This is a genomic window from Xenococcus sp. PCC 7305, assembly GCF_000332055.1.
In the GTDB taxonomy this organism is placed as follows: domain Bacteria; phylum Cyanobacteriota; class Cyanobacteriia; order Cyanobacteriales; family Xenococcaceae; genus Xenococcus.
The window spans coordinates 24,012-43,918 of sequence record NZ_ALVZ01000184.1; the positions used below are offsets into that span (position 1 = coordinate 24,012).

The window sequence follows — 19,907 nt, forward strand, 5'->3', positions numbered from 1 at the left end:
ATTACAATATTATTTTAAAGCAATCAAAATAATACCCCTTACCTAGTATCTAAATCAATATTAAATATCAAACAATACAAAAGAGTCACTTTTCATGATAGAGCTTTCTTTAATCAGTCTGAGTATTGCGATCGCCGCATTCTATATTAGCAGCAAACTAGAAGATGATGTTTTCAGTGCAGCTATGGGTTTTACTGCAATGGCTTTTTTACTTCTCAACCTAATACTTGCTCCTTGGTTACTCAAAATAGTTGGCATCGCTATTCTGTTTGCGGTTAGCAGTTTGAATCGATGGTCTGTCAAAAACTTCAGATATTGAAGCAGATCTGACAGGGAAATATTATCCCTAATCCCCTATTTTCCTAATTCCCCACAACTGCTCAAACCTATCAGAACTTTTTTGGAGAACTACTAGTGCCGCTGCGCGGAAGTAATAAGTAATGAGTAATAAGTCTTGATAAATCAGCTTTTTGCCCTTCGTTGATAGATAGCTTATTTACACCCGCGTCCACTAGTTAAAATTCTTAGAGCGTAACTTTTTGATAAAATACCTAATGTTAAGTTAAGTTAAGGATAATTAATCTTATGTCTTTATTGATGGAAGTTGCCGCAACAGGCAGTGAGTTTCCTGTTTATTTTGTCGCCGTATATGTGGTTGGCTTTATTGCCGCTGTCGTCATAGGCTCATTTGCTTGGTACAATTCCAAGCGACCTGCTGGTTGGGAAAATTCGCAGCGTCCTGATTTTGTCCCCGAAATTGATACAGAAAAAAAAGACAAAAAATAAAAATAATTGATATGGTGACACCCTTTTACCTTTTACCTCTTTTCTTTCAATCGCAGTCTAACTAACAAGAGTTAGCCAATTTTCCACTTCTTGCCAACCTTTTCCTTGACGAACCACTTGCGGTTCTTCGGTGGTGAAGTCAAGAATCGTTGAAACATCAAAACCTGGCTCCGTACTGTCATCGATAATAATATCGACTAAATTCTCTAGATCATCGAATAATCGGGCTTTTTCTACCCCAATAGTCGGAAAATCTCCGTCTTCATCGGGTAAATGTGCCGAACTGGAGACAATCGGATTGCCCAATGCTTCCAGTAATTCCTGACAAATCAGGCGATTAGGAACCCTGATTCCTGTCGTTTTGCGCTTGGGACTCATAACCAATTTGGGAACTAGTTTGGTAGCAGGAAGTAAAAAAGTATAAGGGCCAGGAACTAAATGTTTCATAATGCGGTAGGCGCGATCGCTGACCTGGGCATATTGAGCAATATTAGACAGAGAGGAGCACAGAAAAGTTAGGGGTTTTTCGTTGGATAGTTGTTTGATTCTTCTGACTTTTTGTACCGCAGATTTATTACTGAGATCGCAACCGATCGCATAGACCGTATCTGTGGGATAAAGCATCACCGCACCACTCTTCAATGCTGATGTGATTTGGTCGATAGTTCTTCTCTGGGGATTTTCAGGATGAAGTTCGTATAATTTAGCCATTATTAATTTTCAATCTTTATTTTTTAATTTCCAATTCACAAAATGATTAAAGTTGCTTATTTAGAATGTCCAACAGGTATTGCTGGGGATATGTTCTTAGGAGCTTTAGTTGATGTTGGAGTACCTTGGGAGTATTTGCAACATCATCTTGCTAATTTGGGCATAGAACAAGAATATCAGTTGGAGCGGGAGCAAGTTCATCGTCAAAGCCAATTAGCAACAAAAGTTCGAGTGAAATTAGCTCACGGAACTGATCCTCAAGGGAAACATCATCATCACCATCATGCTCCGGCAAGACATTTACCAGAAATAACTAGCATCATTAAAGCTGCTAATTTACCCAACAGAGTCCAAGATTGGAGTTTGCAAACATTTTATCAATTAGCTGTGGCAGAAGCTGCTGTCCATGGTATCCCACCAGAAAAAGTACATTTTCACGAAGTGGGGGCAACCGACGCCATTATCGATATTGTTGGTACTTGTTTGGGTTTAGATTGGCTAGATATTACTGAGTTATATTGTTCTCCAATGCCCACTGGCGGCGGAACAGTCAAAGCAGCCCATGGCATTTTGCCAGTTCCAGTTCCCGCAACGCTCAAACTCTGGCAATTAAGAAATGTGCCAACTTACAGTAATGGAATCAACAAGGAATTAGTTACTCCCACAGGAGCTGCGATCGCAACAACCTTGGCCAAAAGTTTCGGCGAGCCCCCTGCGATGACCATTGAAAAGATTGGCTTAGGCGCAGGGACAAGAGATTTAGAGATACCAAATATTTTGCGTTTGTGGATCGGGAAAAGGGAGAAGAGGAGACGGGAAAACGGGGGGATTCTTGGGGAGAGTAAGTTTGCCCAGGAGACGGTTATGGTGTTGGAGACCCAGATTGATGATCTAAATCCCCAGGCGATCGCCTACACCCTGGAGCAATTATTAGCTGCGGGAGCATTAGATGTATTTACCCAACCCGTGGGCATGAAAAAATCGCGATCGGGTATTTTGCTAACAGTAATCTGCTTCCCGGAAAAAGCAGAAATTTGCCAGGAAATTATTTTCCGTGAAACCACAACCTTAGGAATCCGGAAAAAGACTCAAACTAGAAGTATTTTAGATCGCCAAATAAAATTAGTTGCCACTAAATATGGTGAAGTAAGAGTCAAAATTGCTAGTTGGGGCAAAGCAGAAGAGCGCCAAATTATTAACATTCAACCTGAATATGAAGACTGCGCCAAACTCGCTAAAAAACACCATGTTCCTTGGCGAGAAATCTACCAACAAGCAATTTCACAGTACTCACTTTAAATGATGTCTAAATAACAGCTTGGGCAAATCAACTTTGACATGGCCTCCGCGTAAAATATCAACTACCTCGATCCTTATATCTGATAGACTCCCCAACTTATTTCACTCAAAAATAGATAGGATAAGAGATATAAAGATCAAGATTCAACTCCATAGAGATCCTTTGAGGAAAAGGCTTGAGGGAGAATTCAATCTACAAATAATGAGACAATAGATACCATAGGCATCCTAGATGACCTGTAATATAAATGCCCATACTATAGAGGAGAACTACTAAATGCTAGAAGCCTATCGCCAACATAAAGCTGAGAGAGAAGCCCAAAGAATCCCTCCTTTGCCTCTTACCGCAGAGCAAACATCTCAACTTTGCGAACTATTAAAAAATCCTCCGACAGGAGAAGAAGAGACTCTACTTACCTTGCTAACTGATAGAGTCCCTCCTGGAGTGGATGATGCAGCTTATGTGAAAGCTGGTTTCTTAACGGCTGTTGCCAGAAAAGAAATTGCCTGCCCCCTCATTTCTCCCCAAGAAGCAGTAAAGCTGCTCGGGACAATGGTCGGAGGTTATAATGTTCAGTCTTTAGTAGAACTACTCAAGTCCGATGATCCAAGTATTGCAGCAGAGGCAACTAATGCCCTCAGCAAAACCCTACTTGTGTTTGATGCTTTTAATGATGTTTTAGCTTTGTCTGATGCCAACTCCTATGCCAAACAGGTAATTGACTCCTGGGCTAATGGGGAATGGTTTGTTTCTCGTCCCAAACTATCAGAAAGCATTACGGTTACTGTTTTTAAAGTACCAGGAGAAACCAATACTGATGACTTGTCTCCTGCACCCCATGCCACTACTCGTCCCGACATTCCCCTCCATGCTTTGGCAATGCTGGAAGCAAAAATGCCTGATGGGTTAGAGACGATCGCAAAGCTTAAAGAAAAAGGTCATCCTGTGGCCTATGTGGGAGATGTTGTAGGGACAGGATCATCTCGCAAGTCGGCAATCAACTCGGTTTTATGGCATCTAGGCATGGATATTCCCTTTATTCCCAACAAAAAAGCAGGGGGTTATATCTTAGGAGGCAAAATTGCACCGATCTTTTTCAATACTGCTGAAGATTCTGGTGCCTTGCCCATCGAATGTGATGTCTCCCAGACAAATACTGGGGATGTGATTACAATCTACCCTTATAAAGGCGAAATTACCAACGAAAATGGGGATGTGATTTCAACGTTCACCCTCAAACCCGATACGATACTCGATGAAGTCCGCGCTGGTGGTAGAATACCCCTGCTTATTGGGAGAGCTTTGACCGACAAAACTAGAGAAGCTTTGGGCTTAGAGCCTTCTACTCTGTTTATGCGCCCTTCGATGCCAGAAGATACAGGCAGAGGTTTCACCCTAGCACAGAAAATGGTGGGGAAAGCTTGTGGCCTAGCTGGGGTTCGTCCCGGAACTTCTTGCGAACCTATCATGAATACTGTGGGCTCTCAAGATACTACTGGACCCATGACTCGCGATGAATTGAAAGAACTTGCTTGTCTGGGTTTTAATGCTGATTTGACTCTGCAAACTTTTTGCCACACCGCAGCTTATCCCAAGCCAGTTGATATCACGACTCACAAAAATTTGCCCGATTTCTTTGCCAATCGCGGCGGGGTAGCTTTGCGCCCTGGAGATGGCATCATCCATTCCTGGTTAAATAGAATGTTGTTGCCCGATACTGTCGGTACTGGTGGTGACTCTCATACTCGTTTTCCTCTGGGTATTTCGTTTCCTGCGGGTTCAGGGTTAGTTGCTTTTGCCGCTGCATTGGGTGTGATGCCGTTAGATATGCCCGAATCTGTTTTGGTACGTTTTACTGGGGAACTTCAACCTGGTGTAACCCTCAGAGATATTGTGAACGCGATCCCTTGGGTGGCCATGCAAGAAGGAAAACTAACCGTTGAGAAAAAGAATAAGAAAAATGTCTTTAACGGACGCATTATGGAAATGGAAGGTTTGCCGAATCTAAAAGTGGAGCAAGCTTTTGAGTTGACTGATGCGACGGCTGAGCGTTCTTGCTCGGGAAGTACGATCAAACTCAGCGAAGAAACCGTGGCGGAATATTTGCGTTCTAATGTGGCATTACTAAAAAATATGGTGGCTCGTGGTTACACCGATGCTCGGACAATTATGCGTCGCGTGGCCAAGATGGAGCAATGGTTAGCAAATCCTGAACTGATGTCTGCTGATGCTGATGCTGAATATGCAGATATCGTAGAAGTGAATCTGGACGAGATTAAAGAGCCTATTGTGGCAGCTCCTAATGATCCTGACAATGTGAAGTTAATGTCGGAATGTGCAGGAGACAGAGTAGACGAAGTATTTATTGGTTCTTGCATGACCAATATTGGTCATTACCGTGCCGCAGCGAAAATTCTTGAGGGTTCAGGAGTAGTCAAAGGTCGCTTGTGGGTTTGTCCTCCTACACGCATGGATGAGAAACAATTGCGGGAAGAAGGAGTTTACGGGATTTTTGCAGCAGCAGGTGCTCGTACCGAAATGCCTGGATGTTCTCTCTGTATGGGAAATCAAGCTCGTGTGGAGGATAACTCCACGGTTTTCTCAACTTCTACTCGTAATTTCAACAACCGTATGGGTAAAGGAGCACAGGTTTATTTGGGTTCTGCTGAATTGGCTGCGGTCTGTGCTTTGCTGGGCAAAATTCCTACGGTTGAGGAGTATATGGCGATCGTCAAAGAGAAGATTGCGCCTTTTGAGGGTGATTTATATCGTTATCTGAATTTTGATCAGATTGCCGATTTTGAAGATGAAGGTCGTGTTATTGCTTTGGAGGATATGCCTAAGATTGAGGATATTTTAGGTATGCCTGTCTAATTCGTGGAGCTTTCTAAGATTTTGATTTAGATTGACACGGAGACGCGGTGACACGGAGACGCGGCGAGAGTAAGATGAAAAAAACGCTAGATGATAATAAACAACTCAGAAAATGGCGAATATTCGTTCTTTTAAGGAATTGAGAGTTTGGCAAAATGCTATCAATGTAGCGATGGAGATTTTTGAACTAACAAAATCTTTTCCGCCAGAAGAACGTTTTTCTCTCACTGACCAAATTCGTCGTTCCTCGCGTTCTGTAGCTGCTAATATTACCGAATCTTGGAGAAAACGCAGATATCCTGCTGCTTTTGTGAGTAAGCTTAACGATGCCGAAAGCGAAGCAGCAGAAACTCAAACTTGGATTGAAATTGCTAAAAGATGTGGTTATTTAAGTCAAGACAAAGCTGACTACCTTGATTCAAGAATAGAAGAAATATTAGCACAGTTGGTTACAATGGCTTCACAACCTGAAAAATGGAAAATCAGGTAAGTAATTATGTTTAGTTGTAAAATAAAACAACTCATTATCTTTCATTAGGATAATATATAGTGGCCTGCAAATTTTAAATTAATAAGTTAAGGTCGGGGTTGAAAATGTAGATGCCAAGAAATATAGATTATGACAAAGAAGAAATCCCAATAGACTTTAGCGAAATAAATGAAAAAGAACAACTAATTCCGTTTATGTATAAAAGGAATTCTTTTGGGTTTGAAAAAGAATTGAGACTTATTTGTAAAGATAAATCATCCAATTCTAAAGGCACTAAAATAAGATGTACATTGAATACTCTTATAAAGGATATTTATATTTCCCCAAAATATAATGAAAGAGAGAAAAAAATTGTTCAAACGATTGTTGATAAATTTAAAAATTCAATCAGACCAAATATAGAAATAAAACAATCAAAATTAGCGGGAAGCCCAAGGCATTAGAAGACCAACACATTCTATAGTTTTTATAAGAATTTTCTTGGATAAAGGCGATCGCAGATACCCTGGAAGTATAGAGAGAAAACTCTCCGCATATATTCTCTACAGGAGGGAGGTCACGATGGCGATCGCAACAATTAATCCAGCTACAGGCAAAACATTAGCAACTTTTCCCGCTTTAACTACCGAAGAAATTGAACTAAAATTGGCCTTGGCAGATACTACCTATGGCAAATATCGTCAGACCAGTTTTGCCCAGAGGAGTCAATGGCTAAATAATGCCGCAGCTATTTTAGAACGTGATACGGATAAGTTTGCCAGGATAATGACTTTGGAAATGGGCAAGCCCCTCAAAAGTGCGATCGCAGAAGTTAAGAAATGTGCTTTGGTCTGTCGTTTCTATGCTGAGAAGGCCCCTGAATTTTTGGCTAATAAAGAGATCACGACGGAGGCAACTAGTAGTTATGTGGCTTATCATCCCCTGGGGATTGTCTTGGCAGTTATGCCTTGGAATTTTCCTTTTTGGCAAGTTTTTCGGTTTGCGGCTCCGGCTCTGATGGCAGGAAATGTAGGTCTGCTTAAACATGCTTCTAATGTGCCTCAATCGGCTTTGGCGATCGCAGATATTATTCATGAGGCAGGTTTTCCTGAGGGTGCATTTCAAACTTTACTCATAGGTGCGGGCCAAGTAGGCGCCATTATGAAGGATGATCGTGTGAAGGCAGCAACGCTGACAGGTAGTGAACCGGCTGGGGCTAGTTTGGCTGCGATCGCAGGGAGTCAGATTAAAAAAACTGTTTTGGAATTGGGTGGAAGCGATCCTTTTATTGTGCTCGAATCTGCGGATATTGATCGAGCAGTAGCAACAGGAGTGCAGGCAAGAATGCTGAATAATGGGCAATCTTGTATTGCGGCGAAAAGATTTATTGTGGCCGAAAGTATTAGCGATCGCTTTACCGAGAAGTTAATTGCCAAGTTTAAGGAGCTTCGGGTTGGCGATCCGATGGAGCCTGATACTGATATTGGGCCTTTGGCAACTGCACAAATTTTGTCTGAGTTGTCAGATCAAGTGGAGAATGCGGTGCGACAAGGAGCCCAACTTTTAATTGGGGGTCAACCTGATAGTGCTCGCCCTGGAAATTATTATCTTCCAACTATTTTGACTGATATTGATTTGACTGCGACGACTAGTAAGGAGGAGTTCTTTGGCCCTGTGGCATTGCTATTTACGGTTAAAGATCTTGATGAGGCGATCGCCCTGGCTAATGATATTCCTTTTGGCTTGGGTGCCAGTGCTTGGACGAATAATCCTGATGAGCAGCAAAGATTAATTGATGAGATCGAAGCTGGAGCTGTTTTTATTAATAGTTTGGTGAAGTCTGATCCTCGGCTACCTTTTGGGGGTATTAAGCGTTCTGGCTATGGCAGAGAACTGGGAGTTGAAGGAATTCGTGAGTTTGTGAACCAGAAAACCGTATGGGTCAATTAAATAATAATTCCCCATAGATAAACTACTTCTTGAAGTGGGTCGACAACTATATACAGGTTATTCTAAATACTATCTGTAATACTACTAAAGTGAAAATTATTGACCTTACAAGCAGGGATAACACTTGTGCCACAACGTTTAGTCATGCCTACTGCTTCAATATTTTTCAACATAGCAGGTAAACTTTGATTAAAGCGAAGATTTTTAATTGGATAGGCAATTTTCCCCTCTTCAATCCAAAAAGTCCCATCTCTAGTCATGCCGGTAACTTCGAGTGTACGTGGATTAACATAACGAACATACCAAGCGCGAGTAACTAAAATTCCTTTTTCAGTGCCCGCAATCAAATCATCGACAGTTTTTTCGCTGCCAGCCATAACAATAGGAAAGAAGGAACCATTGGCTTCTTTTCCTTTCTGCTGCGCCCAATAGCAGCTATAGGACAGAGCTTGAGGACTACCATCTCGGACAATTTCTAAGTAACTATTTCCTAGGCCGTTACCAAAAAATCTTCCTGACTGTAAGAGCGGATGAGTCGGATTGCGTTGTATCTGAACAAGAGGACTGAATAACTCTTCGCCAACACGGTTACCCATTGGTTGCCCAGCTTCATCAGTGCAGGACATAAAAGAGCGTCCCTCATCGGCAGCCCGTGCATCCATATTCCAAATAACCCAGGGCAATAAACCTGCCATGGCGTTCGGTTCAAAAATAACTGTATAGTCTCCTGGAGCGACCTCTTGAGGGTTACGAGATAAGATTGCTTTTTGAATGACTTTTTCTGTAGCATCTAAAATAGGTAATTGTTCCACGCCCCAAGCAGTCAACTGACTCCAGCTCGAACCATTATCTTGACGAGCTGTGAAACTAAAATCGGCACGGGTATTGCGATCGCAACCTCGCAAACCCGCAGAATTTGCGATCGCCTGTAGAGCAACATTGGTACTAAATGTCCCAGACCCGGCTACTCCTGCTTTGACCGAGAGCTGACAAACCTCTTGTACAATTTCTCCTCTGGTCAGAGGTGTCAAATCTGCTGTTGCCAAGTCAAAAGCTGGTTGTCGTTCCTCATAGGTTTGAGGGGCCAGTAATTCCACCCATTCGGGATCTTCTGGTGCAAAACGCGCCAAATCTTCACAACGTCTTAGGGTTTGTGCGATCGCATCTGGGTCTAATTCGGTAGTCGAAGCGGAAGCACTACGCTTGCCAAAATAGCTGGTAATCGTGAGGCTAAATTTATTTTTCTGAATATTTTGACTAATTTGATTTTCAGAGAAGCGACTTAAAGCCGACTCTTGACTGCTGAGACTAACAAAGACATCATCTGCCTGAGACTTTTCAATCACAGATTCAAGAATATCAACAGCTTCTTCCTGACCCAGAATAGTTGAGGCAACAGCTAGATTCATTGAGTAATAAGTAATAAGTAATAAGTAAGAGGTAAGAGGCAATGACCAATGGGAATTCATCCCTTCTGCCCTCTGCCATCTCTCTTGGTGCGCGTTCCCTAGCGCCTTACAAAGGCGCGGGGTCGCACCGCTGCCCTCTGCCCTCTGCCCTCCGCCCTCTGCCTTCATTTAATATGCGTCTTGCAACTCGTAGAAATCGGGAGAGATATAGTCCTTACGTAATGGCCAACCAATCCAATCCTCGGGCATTAAAATGCGCTTCAAATTAGGATGTCCTTCGTAAACGATGCCATACATATCGTAACTTTCCCTTTCTTGCCAATCTGCCGCTTTCCAAATCCAGTAGACAGAGGCAATAGTTGGATTTTCCCGAGGCAAATATACTTTGATTCTGACCTCTTCCGGATTATCACCATTATCACTTAACTTTAGCAAATGATAAAAACTGACCAAATTCTTGCCAGCTCCTTCATCATAAGCTCCTTGGCATTGGAGATAATTAAATCCATAGGCGTACAAAGCAGTCGCGATCGGAATCAAAAACTCCGGCTCAACCTTAATTAACTCAACTTCACTGGTATCAGCTTCTAAAGCTTCATTGCCAAACCCATTTTCGCTCAACCAAGTAGAAACCTGACCTGCTGGCACTATCTGAGAAGTTTCACTATTCTCCTCCGAACTTTTATTATCTACCTTTGGATCTTCAGCCACGATCTACCTCCTCTTTCTGAACTTCTTGTAACGCTTCTGTTACTGGCATACCCATTGCCTGAGCGAGTTCCTTTGGTGGTGCCTGACGGGTTGGAGATTTCATATACTTACCAGTGAGAATCTGTTTAACTGGCTTCATATTATGAGTTGTACTGTAATAACGATGGGTTTGCTCCACCATTAATGCTCTTTCTTGCAAAGTCTCATTCGACACTTTTTTACGCAGCTTAATTATAGCGTCAAAAATAGCCTCGGGACGGGGAGGACAACCGGGAATATAAACATCTACAGGAATCAACTTATCAACTCCTCTAACCGTGCTAGGAGAATCAACGCTAAACATCCCCCCAGTAATTGTGCAAGCACCCATCGCGATCACATATTTAGGGTCAGGCATTTCCTCGTATAAACGAACCAGAGCAGGAGCCATTTTCATGGTGATAGTTCCTGCGGTAATGATTAAATCTGCCTGACGAGGGCTAGAGCGGGGAACCAACCCAAAACGGTCAAAGTCAAATCGAGAGCCAAGTAAAGCGGCAAATTCGATAAAACAACAAGCCGTACCATATAGCATTGGCCAGAGACTAGATAGTTTGGCCCAATTATAGAGATCGTCAACGGTTGTCAAAATAACATTTTCTGACAGATCCTGAGTAACCCTAGTATCATTTATAGGATTAAGAATTTTTGATTTTTGTTCTTGTTCAAATATATTAGAAGTCATGACCACTCAAGAGCTCCTTTTCTCCAGGCATAGACTAAAGCAACCACCAGAATGGCGATAAAGATTAGGGCTTCCACAAATGCGAGCAACCCTAAACGATTAAATGCCACTGCCCAAGGGTATAAAAATACTGTTTCCACATCGAAAACAACAAATACCAGGGCAAACATATAATAGCGAATGTTAAATTGAATCCAAGCCCCACCTACAGGTTCCATTCCAGATTCATAGGTTGTGACTCGCTCAGGGCCCCCAGTTCTCGGTCTGAGAATCTTAGAAGCTGTCAAAGCAAGAGCGGGCACGGCACTGCACAGTAGCAGAAAGCCTAGAAAATATTCATATCCGTTGAGAACAAACAATTTTTACCTACTTACTCCGTGACAGAAAATACTATAGTGTCTTTAACTTTTATACATTCTAGTACTGATCGTCTTGAAGCTCTAGTTTTTGTTTTTTAGCTTATGGCATAGCTTACAACTCAGAGCTGCTCACTTTTCTAATAATAATCTGTTTCTCTTTGGAGCATAGTTGGGGATTCAAAGTTAGATGGATCTCGCAAAAAGCTCGTGGATTCCTCTTCTAGACGATTAATATGGTAAGGTTCCAGGGCTTTAGTTTGACGCAGACAAGAGACATAGCCATCCATATGTAGTCTAATTTCGTCAAATTTATAGCCTCTGCGCCACAAATCCACCATATTGTCCGTTATCTTTTGGTAATGACGTATCGATTGACTGTGCTGCAACATGATTAATCTATTGAGTTCCTCCCTAATTATTCCCAGTTATTCTTAGTCACACTCTGATAATTTTGTTTTATGGTTACTGTATTAAAATTTGTTGATTTTTTCACTAATATCTTACCAAAACGAGTGTCAAGCGCCGTAGTTTAGATAATGGGGATGGAGGAGTTGCGACAACACTTTAATTTGAGATTATTTGGAGATAGCTAAGGGCTTTTAGGGGCTGATGGAACTGAACGTAACAAGTGTTACAAAATATTTACACTGGCTCTGTTAGCGTTTAATACTAGGATCTTGACATTTAAAATACTAATAAATTCATTTAAAACAACGTGGGTTCGATACTTATTTCGGTAGTTGAAGGAAATCCTCATTTACGAGCATTGTTAGGTTGGCACTTGCAGGAGGCGGGCTACAAAGTTAAGCAGTGCGAAAATATCCAACAAGGAAAAAATTCGGTTACTAATCTTCAACCCACTTTAGTAATCATCGATTCTGATCTGCCAGATGGTGATGGTCTGGAACTATGTAGTTGGTTAAGGCAACAAGGTGATTATTTGGTCTTAATTTTGTCGGCCCGTAATCATGAGAAGGATATTGTTGCGGGATTAAATGCGGGAGCGGATGATTATTTAGCTAAACCTTTTGGGATGAAAGAGTTTATTGCTCGTATCGAGGCTTTAGTTAGAAGAGTAAAAGTAAATGTTGCGCCTTTGTTTCTAGACTATAGTGAGTTGAAAATAGATTTGGTTCAGCGTCGGGTGCAAGTTCAGGAGCATTTTATCGAGCTGACGCCCCAAGAATTTAGTTTATTGTATGTTTTAGCTCAAGCAGGTGGCACTGCCTTAAGTCGTTCCGAATTATTGAGACGGGCTTGGCCAGATGCGATCGATAATCCTCGAACCATTGATACTCATGTGTTATCGTTACGCAAGAAAATCGAGTCTAACCCCCGGCAGCCTTATCTGATACAAACAGTTAGAAATGTTGGTTATCGTCTAAACCCCCAATTGCTAACGGGATGATTCTTCACAATTGCCCCTAACAACTTTATGGGAAATATACCCATTCGGGAATTGCATTGATTACGATCACTGTTAAACACTTGATATTTTGTTATTAATTTAGTTGAAAGAAAAATTCCCAATAGATTTCATTAGGAATAATTTGGTTATGTTTTATCATCCTCCTTCAAAAGGTAATCTTCGCGACTCAGCTGCTTATATAGCGTTGAAGCGTCAACAAAAAATAGGAGTTATCTTACGGGAAGCAGATCTAGTGTCTCAACGTCAGGTTGAGTTGGCATTGCAAGCGAAACGGCATTATTCTAATCTTCTTTTAGGAGAAATTCTCGCAATGCAAGGTTGGCTAAAACCAGAAACAGCTGATTTTTTTGTGGAGGAATGGTCTAATTTACTTAAACAAAGATGTCGAGAGCCCTTAGGTTATTATTTGCAGCAAGCAGCATTGTTAGAGCAAGAAGATATTGACAAAATATTAGAAGAACAAGTCCAAACTGGTGTCCGTTTTGGAACAGTTGCAGTCCTACAAGGTTTTATTAAATCCACAACATTGGACTTTTTCTTGATGAATTTATTTCCTCAGAAATTTGCTGATTCTCCTTTTGCCAATATGCGGAGCTCTCGTACTGTTAAACCAGGATATTCTCGACCTAAATCAGTGACATCCCCTAATTTCAACGATTATTCCCATTATCATCGGGAAAATTCTGAAATAGATGAGGTTGAGCCTTCTAAAATCATCTGGATTGGCTAAGAGAGTTAAGAGTTAAAAGGTTCTTCTCTATCCTAGTTCCCTATTCAAATAGCCATTTATTGACTCGTTGAAGGCTTTTCCAGTCAGGTTTTCTCGTTAGGCCTTCATCAATGTTTTCTTTGATAGTATCTTTGATGCGTTGATCAAAACCGATCGCTTGCTCGACAATTTCAATATGTTTGCGGACTCCTTTTTCTCCGGCATCTAGCATAGCTAATGCCAAATTAACTTGGGCTTGAGGATCTCTAGGCTCTAGTTTGACGCTTTTGCTGGCAGCTTTCAGGGCTTTTTGGGGTTTATCTACTAACATGTATAACCAAGCAAGACATGTCCAAGCAGCAGAGTTCTTGGGATCGCGATCGCAAACTTCTTGAAAGGTGGGAATTAAATTCTCAGGTTCTTCCCCAGCTTGATATTTCTCTAATCCTTGATCAAATAGGGTTTCTAGTGATTCACTCATATAGATTTGTCGACAAAAAATTTCTCAAAAAAATAAAGCAGACTCTTTAATCAGTTAGCAGTTATCAGTCATCAGTTATCAGGTTTTAGATCCTTGATAAAAATTCACTGTTTACTGTTCACTTACAAAAGCCCACTTCGTAATACTTTACTGTAATTTAGCGCAAGTAATCATTAACCTGATTTAAACACCAAAAGATTTACCGCAGCCACAAGTCTGATTGGCATTGGGGTTCGTGAACTCAAATCCACCGCCTATCATAGCATTGCTATAATCGAGGACTAAACCATAAAGATAAAGCAAACTTTTGGGGTCGCAGATGATTTTAAATCCGTCATAGTCGAAGACTTCATCATCATCGCGAACTTTACTCAAATCTTCAAAATCCATCATGTAGGACATTCCAGAACAACCGCCTTGACGAACGCCCACTCGTAAACAAAGATCCTGATTGCCCTGTTGTTCCCGCAACATCGCAATATGTTTAAACGCCGTATCCGTTAGTTGAATCCCTCTGGTAGGGGCTTGAGTTGCTTCTGCCATTGAACTTGATAACTCCTATTTTCTTATCAGTTTTTTTAGTTAAAACTAGAAATTGACTATCAAAAAGTATACTTGCTATCTATGATAGCGATTTCGCGGTACCTTTAGCCAACAGTCAAACTCAAATGTTTAATTACCAATGGTCAATGTTCACTGTTCAATGTCGAGATCTGGTGATTTTAACTGTACTCTTTCAGTCAACCTAGTTTTAATCTGGCGAATTGGCAAATTTACAGTTAATGCCGTAAGCCGATCATTATTTTCTAACCCAAATTCCATCTCATCTCGGTTGATCTCAACATAACGAGCCACCACATCAAGAATTTCTTCTCGCATTGCCGCGATTATATCAGGGGCAATGCTCGCACGGTCATGGGCAATGACTACTTGTAAGCGGCGCTTAGCCTCTTGACGACTGTTTTTATTGCCGTTACGTAAAAAAAGCATATCCAAAATATCATTCATTATTGACTATTAAGTTTAAGTGTTGTTCCCTATTGTTGATGACCGACAAAAGTTAATCTTTTCCCTATGTTAACCTCCGAAAATACGACGCAACCGCGATATCAAATTTTCGTTGAGATTCATGAGATCGATGAAAGGAACTTTTTCTCCACCTAAACGCCTGGCAATATTGAGGAAGGTCATCCCAGGAATCGACTCACTTTCCCCAATAACTAAGGGTTCACCTTTGTTAGTCGCGACAATGACCTTTTCGTCGTCAGGAACAACTCCAATTAACGGCACACCCAGCAATTCCAAAACATCTTCTACGCTCATCATTTTATTGTCTTGCACCATTTTTGGCTTGACACGATTTACGATTAAATGAATATTATCTACGCCTTCGGCCTCTAGCAAACCAATAACGCGATCGGCATCTCTGACTGCTGCAATTTCTGGAGTGGTAACAATTAGAGCTTCTTTTGCGGCAACGATCGCGTTGCGGAATCCCAACTCAATGCCCGCAGGACTATCGACAATAATATAGTCATAGCCTTTTGCTAAAGCATCAATAATTTTTTTCATCTGGTCTGGGGAAACAGACTCTTTATTGCGATTTTGGGCCGCGGGGAGTAAAACTAATCCATTTAAACTTTTATGTTTCACTAAAGCTTGAGCAAGACGACATTCTCCCGCTAAGACATCAATAGCTGTGTAAACAACTCGTTCTTCTAGTCCCAAGAGCAAATCTAAATTTCGCAAGCCAAAATCTGCATCAACTAGAGCAACTTTATTATTTAGCTTGGCTAAAGCTGCTCCAAGATTAGAAGAAACAGTGGTTTTTCCAACTCCTCCTTTACCGGAGGTAACAACAATTATGCGACTCATACTTTCAGTGATTGGTGTAATGTAAGTTAATTTAAGAAAGTTCAAGCTTTCAAACTTTAAGCTTCAGTAATCAAAACTTCTGCCATCTGCCATCTGCCATCTGCCTTCATTTAATATTTAGGGTTCTTGATGCTATTGGTTTCTTGCCAATAATTACCGTCAACAGAAAAAGCATAGGTTTTCCCAAACGAGTCTGACCTTGCAAGGCTAATTCCTTTATTGGAGATAAAAGCAGTTTCTGGTTGGAAACTCTCGGGTCGGACTTTTGGCGCTCTCGCGACCTGATCGGCAATGCGTAATTGAGTAAACTCCATCTGTAATGCCATAATCCGAGACTTGCGATTTCCCGCCGAGCCTGCATGGGCAACTCCTCGAAGACGACCCCAAACAAACAAATCCCCATCCGCGATCGCAGAACCTCCTGGATTCAAATCCCCACAAATAATAATGGTTCCTGGATGACGAACTTCGACCCCAGAGCGAATGGTATTCCTCAAATATAAGGGCTCCGCCATCAATTCTGAAGTATTAGGGTTTTTTGCCTCAGAATTCAAGCTTGCTTCTCCTGGCTTATTTTGTTCAACAGAATAACCCGCAGTAGCTGCTGCCACAGCGGTTTGCCTTCTATTGGTACATACTGTGGCTAGGATCAATTCAACCTCTTTTAGGGTTTCCGCGATCGTATGTAACTGCCTAGAATCTAGTAGACGGTCTTTTGCCACCAAAGATACAGAACCCCCATTGTGCCAAAATTGCTCTCTACTTTTTAAACGATGTTTTAATTCTTGCCAAGTTTCTGACCAAGATAATTCTCCCTTACTGTCAGTTTCATCAGGCAACAACAACATTAAGTTTTTGCCTTCTTTTTTTAGCCGAACTTGGGAAGAATGACTAATTGCGGGAGAGATAGCAACATCACTAGTCATATTAGCTGCCAAATCAGTCTCTAAAACCATATAAGTAACTGGATTTTAATTAAATACGAAATGGTTAGGTTAGAGAATATATAAATTAACCTACATTTTCAACAGTAATGCTAACTTATGTTTAACAAGGTTGTATTGATTCATAATTAAATTAATCATCATTTAATGATTATGGAGGAAAGTCGCATGTTTTCCCCTTTTTATATTCCTAGTAAATTATTGTTTAGTATTGGATTCTTAGTTCTATTTACTAATCCTGCCTTAGCCAAATTATCTATCGAAGAAATTAATTCCGTTGCCAGACAAACAACTGTCTTGATTGCTCCAGGACTAACTGATGAATTTGTCACTGAACTAGAAGCCAATCGCAACAATCCTTTGGCTAAGCAGAGCAATCCTGATGGCATTTGGAACCCAGGTTCGGGGGTCATTATTGGTCGCGAGAGCGACACCTATTATGTATTGACGGTCTCTCACAACTTCAAACAAAGATATTTGGAGAGTAATGTTCCTCACGGAATTCGTACTAGTGATGGAGCAGTTCATTTGGTCGTTGACGTCGATGATGGCAGAAATTGTCCTTTGCAAGCAAATCTGACAATCAAGCAATTAATTCGTTTAGGTTGTTACTCCCTCAATATTCCTGGTCGTGTGGCAGGAACCGATCTTGCGATAGTTAGTTTTCAAAGTAACAAAGATTATGCGATCGCGTCTTTGGGTGATCTTCAGCAAACAAGTATTGGCGATCGGGTCTATATTTCTGGTTGGCCAGACCCGGAAAAAGAAAAAGACCCTAATACAGGTAAATGTCGTGGCAAGGTAACTCAGCGTAAACGGCGTTTAGCCTGGACAACTATTACTAGAACCATAGCTACAGATCATAGTGAAAACGGTTATAGCCTATTTTATCTGGATGTTACAAGTCCTGGAATGAGTGGAGGCCCTGTTTTTGATCGAGATGGGTTTGTTGTGGGCATTCATGGGCGGGGCTCTGCGGATAAAGGAAATATCGTTAGGAAAAACTGCTCCTATGATCCCAAATTGGTTAATAATCTGCTTTTAGCCTCAAGAAATCTGGAATCAAGGGATTTTGGACAAATTACCCAGGCGGCAGTGAGCTATACAACTCCTACATTACATAATCAATTCAGTAGTGGACAAAATGCTAGTAGTATTCTAGAAACCTGGAATCAATTGGGACTAAAACTCTTATTCAATTTCGACCCTCCCAGCAGGGACTTGATCGATTCGGCTTTGACCAATATTGTTTTTTCGCCAGATAATTTGCCTCGTAGCAGTCAAGATGGAGCCTTAGAATTCTCTCCTGAGGACGATTTTGTTGGCAAAGTCGACCTAGACACACCCCAGGATGTAATTGACGATATTTATAATTTGTACATTCAACTAGTGAAAAAATTGGCAGAAATTAAAGATGAGACCCAAACTATTGAAGAGAGCAATCAAAATCGTCTAGAAGAATTGAGAGAACTAATTGAACAAATACGACCATAAGTTAATCGAATTTAGAATTAGAGTCAAGGTCGATCGTTTTGTAGAGCTGAGGTCTTGGGTTTTAATCCTATCGGGATTGTTAATAATCAATTCAAGAATATGTTTCAAATCGAATTTTACAATAATTTTTAAGAAACAACTGAAATCTTATGATGAGGAAGAGCCACAGCAATGCCCACTTCGTCTAAAGTTTGTTTAACTCGCAAACGAAATTCCCGACCCACACTCCATTGTTGACTAGGTTGGGTTTTGATTAACAGACGAATGAGAATACCCTCATTGGATATCTCCTCAACTCCTAAGATTTCTGCTGGTTCAAGAAACTTATCTTCCCATAAAGGATCACCTTGCATTTTGGCTGCCACTTGAGTCATAATTTCTATCGCTTGGTTGATATCTTCATTCCAAGCAATTCTAATGGTAAAGTTAACCCTCGACCAATTTTTGGTGTTGTTAATGACAGATTCAATCTTCCGATTAGGGATAGAGATTAATTGCCCATCGAGATTTCGCAACGAAGTAATAAACAGATTAATCTCTTCTACCGCTCCCTCCATTCCTCCGCCAAAGTTAACCACATCTCCCAGTGCATAGCGATCTGTGGATAAAATTACGATCCCACGAAGAGCATCTTCTAGTAAACTGCGGGACAGAAAAGCTACAGCAACAGCAGCAAACCCAGCACTAGCTAGGACAGAAGGATTAAACCCCAGTAGCCAGATACTTAAGTACAGTCCCAAAATGGTGGTGAAAAAAGTTTTGTTTCGCTTGAGAACCGTAGAATAAGTATTAGCTCTGAGTGTGTAACGATTGGAATCTGTATTGGCTAATTGAGCTTCGGTTGCCCAACGGTTGAGAACGGAATCGATAGCGAAAGATCCTAGCTTATCTATTAAGGTTAACCCCGTCCAGAGCAGGATTATCGTTAAAGTTTTTTCTATAAGATAGATTGAAAAAAAGCGTATTTGAGGAAATATACAAAGAATTATGGTTAGACCAACAGCTAATAGCAACAGTTCTAAAATCAACATCAACCTGAGAAATAGTTGGCAGATATTTCTTTTTTGTTTAATCAGAGTTTGATGTTCTAACAACTTCTTGGTCGCCGTAATGTTGAAATTAGCAGCTAGCCAATCTTGTTCTTGAGGCTTTTTCTGAAACAACTTCAAGAGCTTGGTGAGCATTAAAGAGGGCAATAACTTTGTTTCGACTTTTTCTCCCTCGGTGTCCTCTGGCTCTGCTCTATTATCTTCTCTTGACTCAGAGCTATCCTCAGTATCACTCACATTCTGCTCTATATCTGTATTTTGATGAGTGCGGGGGTCTTGCAATTAAAGTTATTTGATCTATCTATTAACTGGTCTGTGACACAAGAATCCCCCTCGTTCCGGGTAGGGCTGTTTCAATATAGATAAAACATGAGTAATAGGGACTTAGGGAAATAGGGAATTGGGGAAATAGAAAAATAGAGATGAATTAGCTTATTTTTGCCACAATTTAGTCTTGCCTTTCGCGGGTTTTTATTCGGGTTTACCAACTTAAATGAGGAATAACTCGTTGATTGGAAAAAATCTTGTTCAACAAATTTCGTTAAACTACCGACTATTTGTCGGAATTTTTCCCTAAATCCCGATATCCCCATCTCCCCATCTATCTTTTTTGAGAATGAAACAGCCCTACCC

The 19,907-nt window shown here is 41.0% G+C and carries 22 protein-coding genes; 10 read left to right on the plus strand and 12 right to left on the minus strand.

Features of this window, described 5'->3' with window-relative positions; translation table 11 throughout:
- Positions 1 to 94: 94 nt before the first annotated feature.
- Positions 95 to 319, plus strand: a complete 225-nt coding sequence (locus XEN7305_RS13995; protein ID WP_006510105.1) for a hypothetical protein — start codon at positions 95 to 97, stop codon at positions 317 to 319.
- Between the two features lie 266 nt (positions 320 to 585).
- Positions 586 to 786, plus strand: coding sequence for a photosystem II assembly protein Psb35 (psb35, locus tag XEN7305_RS14000; protein WP_006510106.1), 201 nt, complete (start codon positions 586 to 588; stop codon positions 784 to 786).
- Positions 787 to 843: 57 nt separating this feature from the next.
- On the opposite strand, the gene XEN7305_RS14005 is transcribed toward psb35, so the two are convergent.
- A complete protein-coding gene (locus XEN7305_RS14005) occupies positions 844 to 1,497 on the minus strand; it encodes an L-threonylcarbamoyladenylate synthase (RefSeq protein WP_006510107.1) in 654 nt (217 codons plus the stop codon).
- 42 nt (positions 1,498 to 1,539) lie between these two features.
- Here XEN7305_RS14005 and larC point away from each other — a divergent pair, with 42 nt between their 5' ends.
- The 5 genes from larC (at position 1,540) to XEN7305_RS14030 (ending at position 8,090) form a co-directional block, all read left to right on the plus strand.
- Complete coding sequence (gene larC / locus XEN7305_RS14010; RefSeq protein WP_006510108.1) at positions 1,540 to 2,796, plus strand: nickel pincer cofactor biosynthesis protein LarC; 1,257 nt, start codon at positions 1,540 to 1,542, stop codon at positions 2,794 to 2,796.
- 277 nt (positions 2,797 to 3,073) lie between these two features.
- Positions 3,074 to 5,671, plus strand: coding sequence for a bifunctional aconitate hydratase 2/2-methylisocitrate dehydratase (gene acnB / locus XEN7305_RS14015; RefSeq protein WP_006510109.1), 2,598 nt, complete (start codon positions 3,074 to 3,076; stop codon positions 5,669 to 5,671).
- A gap of 112 nt (positions 5,672 to 5,783) precedes the next feature.
- The gene (locus XEN7305_RS14020) at positions 5,784 to 6,161 is read left to right on the plus strand and encodes a four helix bundle protein (protein ID WP_006510110.1); all 378 of its coding nucleotides are present in this window, start codon (positions 5,784 to 5,786) and stop codon (positions 6,159 to 6,161) included.
- 110 nt (positions 6,162 to 6,271) lie between these two features.
- Positions 6,272 to 6,604, plus strand: coding sequence for a hypothetical protein (locus XEN7305_RS14025; protein ID WP_006510111.1), 333 nt, complete (start codon positions 6,272 to 6,274; stop codon positions 6,602 to 6,604).
- Positions 6,605 to 6,722: 118 nt separating this feature from the next.
- Entirely contained in the window at positions 6,723 to 8,090 is a 1,368-nt protein-coding gene (locus XEN7305_RS14030; protein WP_006510112.1) for an NAD-dependent succinate-semialdehyde dehydrogenase, read from the plus strand.
- A 62-nt stretch (positions 8,091 to 8,152) separates the two neighbouring features.
- Here the strand turns inward: XEN7305_RS14030 and XEN7305_RS14035 are convergent, their stop codons facing one another.
- The 5 genes from XEN7305_RS14035 to XEN7305_RS14055 all read right to left on the minus strand — a co-directional run bounded on the left by XEN7305_RS14035 (position 8,153) and on the right by XEN7305_RS14055 (position 11,682).
- On the minus strand, positions 8,153 to 9,499 hold the full coding sequence (locus XEN7305_RS14035; protein ID WP_040897874.1) for a TldD/PmbA family protein: 1,347 nt from the start codon (positions 9,497 to 9,499) through the stop codon (positions 8,153 to 8,155).
- A 168-nt stretch (positions 9,500 to 9,667) separates the two neighbouring features.
- Complete coding sequence (locus XEN7305_RS14040) at positions 9,668 to 10,210, minus strand: NAD(P)H-quinone oxidoreductase subunit J (protein ID WP_006510114.1); 543 nt, start codon at positions 10,208 to 10,210, stop codon at positions 9,668 to 9,670.
- On the minus strand, positions 10,203 to 10,934 hold the full coding sequence (gene ndhK / locus XEN7305_RS14045; protein WP_006510115.1) for a photosynthetic/respiratory NAD(P)H-quinone oxidoreductase subunit K: 732 nt from the start codon (positions 10,932 to 10,934) through the stop codon (positions 10,203 to 10,205). Before ndhK ends, XEN7305_RS14040 begins: the two co-directional genes overlap by 8 nt.
- Positions 10,931 to 11,293, minus strand: coding sequence for a photosynthetic/respiratory NAD(P)H-quinone oxidoreductase subunit C (ndhC, locus tag XEN7305_RS14050; protein WP_006510116.1), 363 nt, complete (start codon positions 11,291 to 11,293; stop codon positions 10,931 to 10,933). The genes ndhK and ndhC overlap by 4 nt, the downstream gene beginning before the upstream one ends.
- A 137-nt stretch (positions 11,294 to 11,430) precedes the next feature.
- Positions 11,431 to 11,682, minus strand: coding sequence for a DUF6761 family protein (locus XEN7305_RS14055; RefSeq protein WP_040897864.1), 252 nt, complete (start codon positions 11,680 to 11,682; stop codon positions 11,431 to 11,433).
- A gap of 326 nt (positions 11,683 to 12,008) precedes the next feature.
- On the opposite strand from XEN7305_RS14055, the gene XEN7305_RS14060 reads away from it, so the two are divergent.
- Positions 12,009 to 12,701 carry a response regulator transcription factor gene (locus tag XEN7305_RS14060; RefSeq protein WP_006510118.1) on the plus strand — a complete coding sequence of 231 codons (693 nt, stop codon included), beginning with the start codon at positions 12,009 to 12,011 and terminating at the stop codon, positions 12,699 to 12,701.
- A gap of 148 nt (positions 12,702 to 12,849) precedes the next feature.
- Complete coding sequence (locus XEN7305_RS14065) at positions 12,850 to 13,452, plus strand: hypothetical protein (protein WP_006510119.1); 603 nt, start codon at positions 12,850 to 12,852, stop codon at positions 13,450 to 13,452.
- A gap of 40 nt (positions 13,453 to 13,492) precedes the next feature.
- Here XEN7305_RS14065 and XEN7305_RS14070 read toward each other — a convergent pair whose 3' ends face one another.
- From XEN7305_RS14070 to minC, 5 genes are all read right to left on the minus strand, one after another.
- Positions 13,493 to 13,912, minus strand: a complete 420-nt coding sequence (locus XEN7305_RS14070; RefSeq protein WP_006510120.1) for a M48 family metallopeptidase — start codon at positions 13,910 to 13,912, stop codon at positions 13,493 to 13,495.
- A 183-nt stretch (positions 13,913 to 14,095) separates the two neighbouring features.
- Positions 14,096 to 14,455, minus strand: a complete 360-nt coding sequence (locus XEN7305_RS14075; RefSeq protein ID WP_006510121.1) for an iron-sulfur cluster assembly accessory protein — start codon at positions 14,453 to 14,455, stop codon at positions 14,096 to 14,098.
- 150 nt (positions 14,456 to 14,605) lie between these two features.
- A complete protein-coding gene (gene minE, locus XEN7305_RS14080; protein WP_006510122.1) occupies positions 14,606 to 14,920 on the minus strand; it encodes a cell division topological specificity factor MinE in 315 nt (104 codons plus the stop codon).
- 69 nt (positions 14,921 to 14,989) lie between these two features.
- Positions 14,990 to 15,787, minus strand: coding sequence for a septum site-determining protein MinD (gene minD, locus XEN7305_RS14085; protein ID WP_006510123.1), 798 nt, complete (start codon positions 15,785 to 15,787; stop codon positions 14,990 to 14,992).
- Between the two features lie 110 nt (positions 15,788 to 15,897).
- Positions 15,898 to 16,743, minus strand: a complete 846-nt coding sequence (gene minC, locus XEN7305_RS14090; protein ID WP_006510124.1) for a septum site-determining protein MinC — start codon at positions 16,741 to 16,743, stop codon at positions 15,898 to 15,900.
- A 156-nt stretch (positions 16,744 to 16,899) separates the two neighbouring features.
- Between minC and XEN7305_RS14095 the strand changes: the two genes are divergently transcribed.
- Positions 16,900 to 18,225 carry a serine protease gene (locus XEN7305_RS14095; protein ID WP_006510125.1) on the plus strand — a complete coding sequence of 442 codons (1,326 nt, stop codon included), beginning with the start codon at positions 16,900 to 16,902 and terminating at the stop codon, positions 18,223 to 18,225.
- 128 nt (positions 18,226 to 18,353) lie between these two features.
- Here XEN7305_RS14095 and XEN7305_RS14100 read toward each other — a convergent pair whose 3' ends face one another.
- The gene (locus XEN7305_RS14100) at positions 18,354 to 19,511 is read right to left on the minus strand and encodes a mechanosensitive ion channel family protein (RefSeq protein ID WP_202951284.1); all 1,158 of its coding nucleotides are present in this window, start codon (positions 19,509 to 19,511) and stop codon (positions 18,354 to 18,356) included.
- Positions 19,512 to 19,907: the final 396 nt, after the last annotated feature.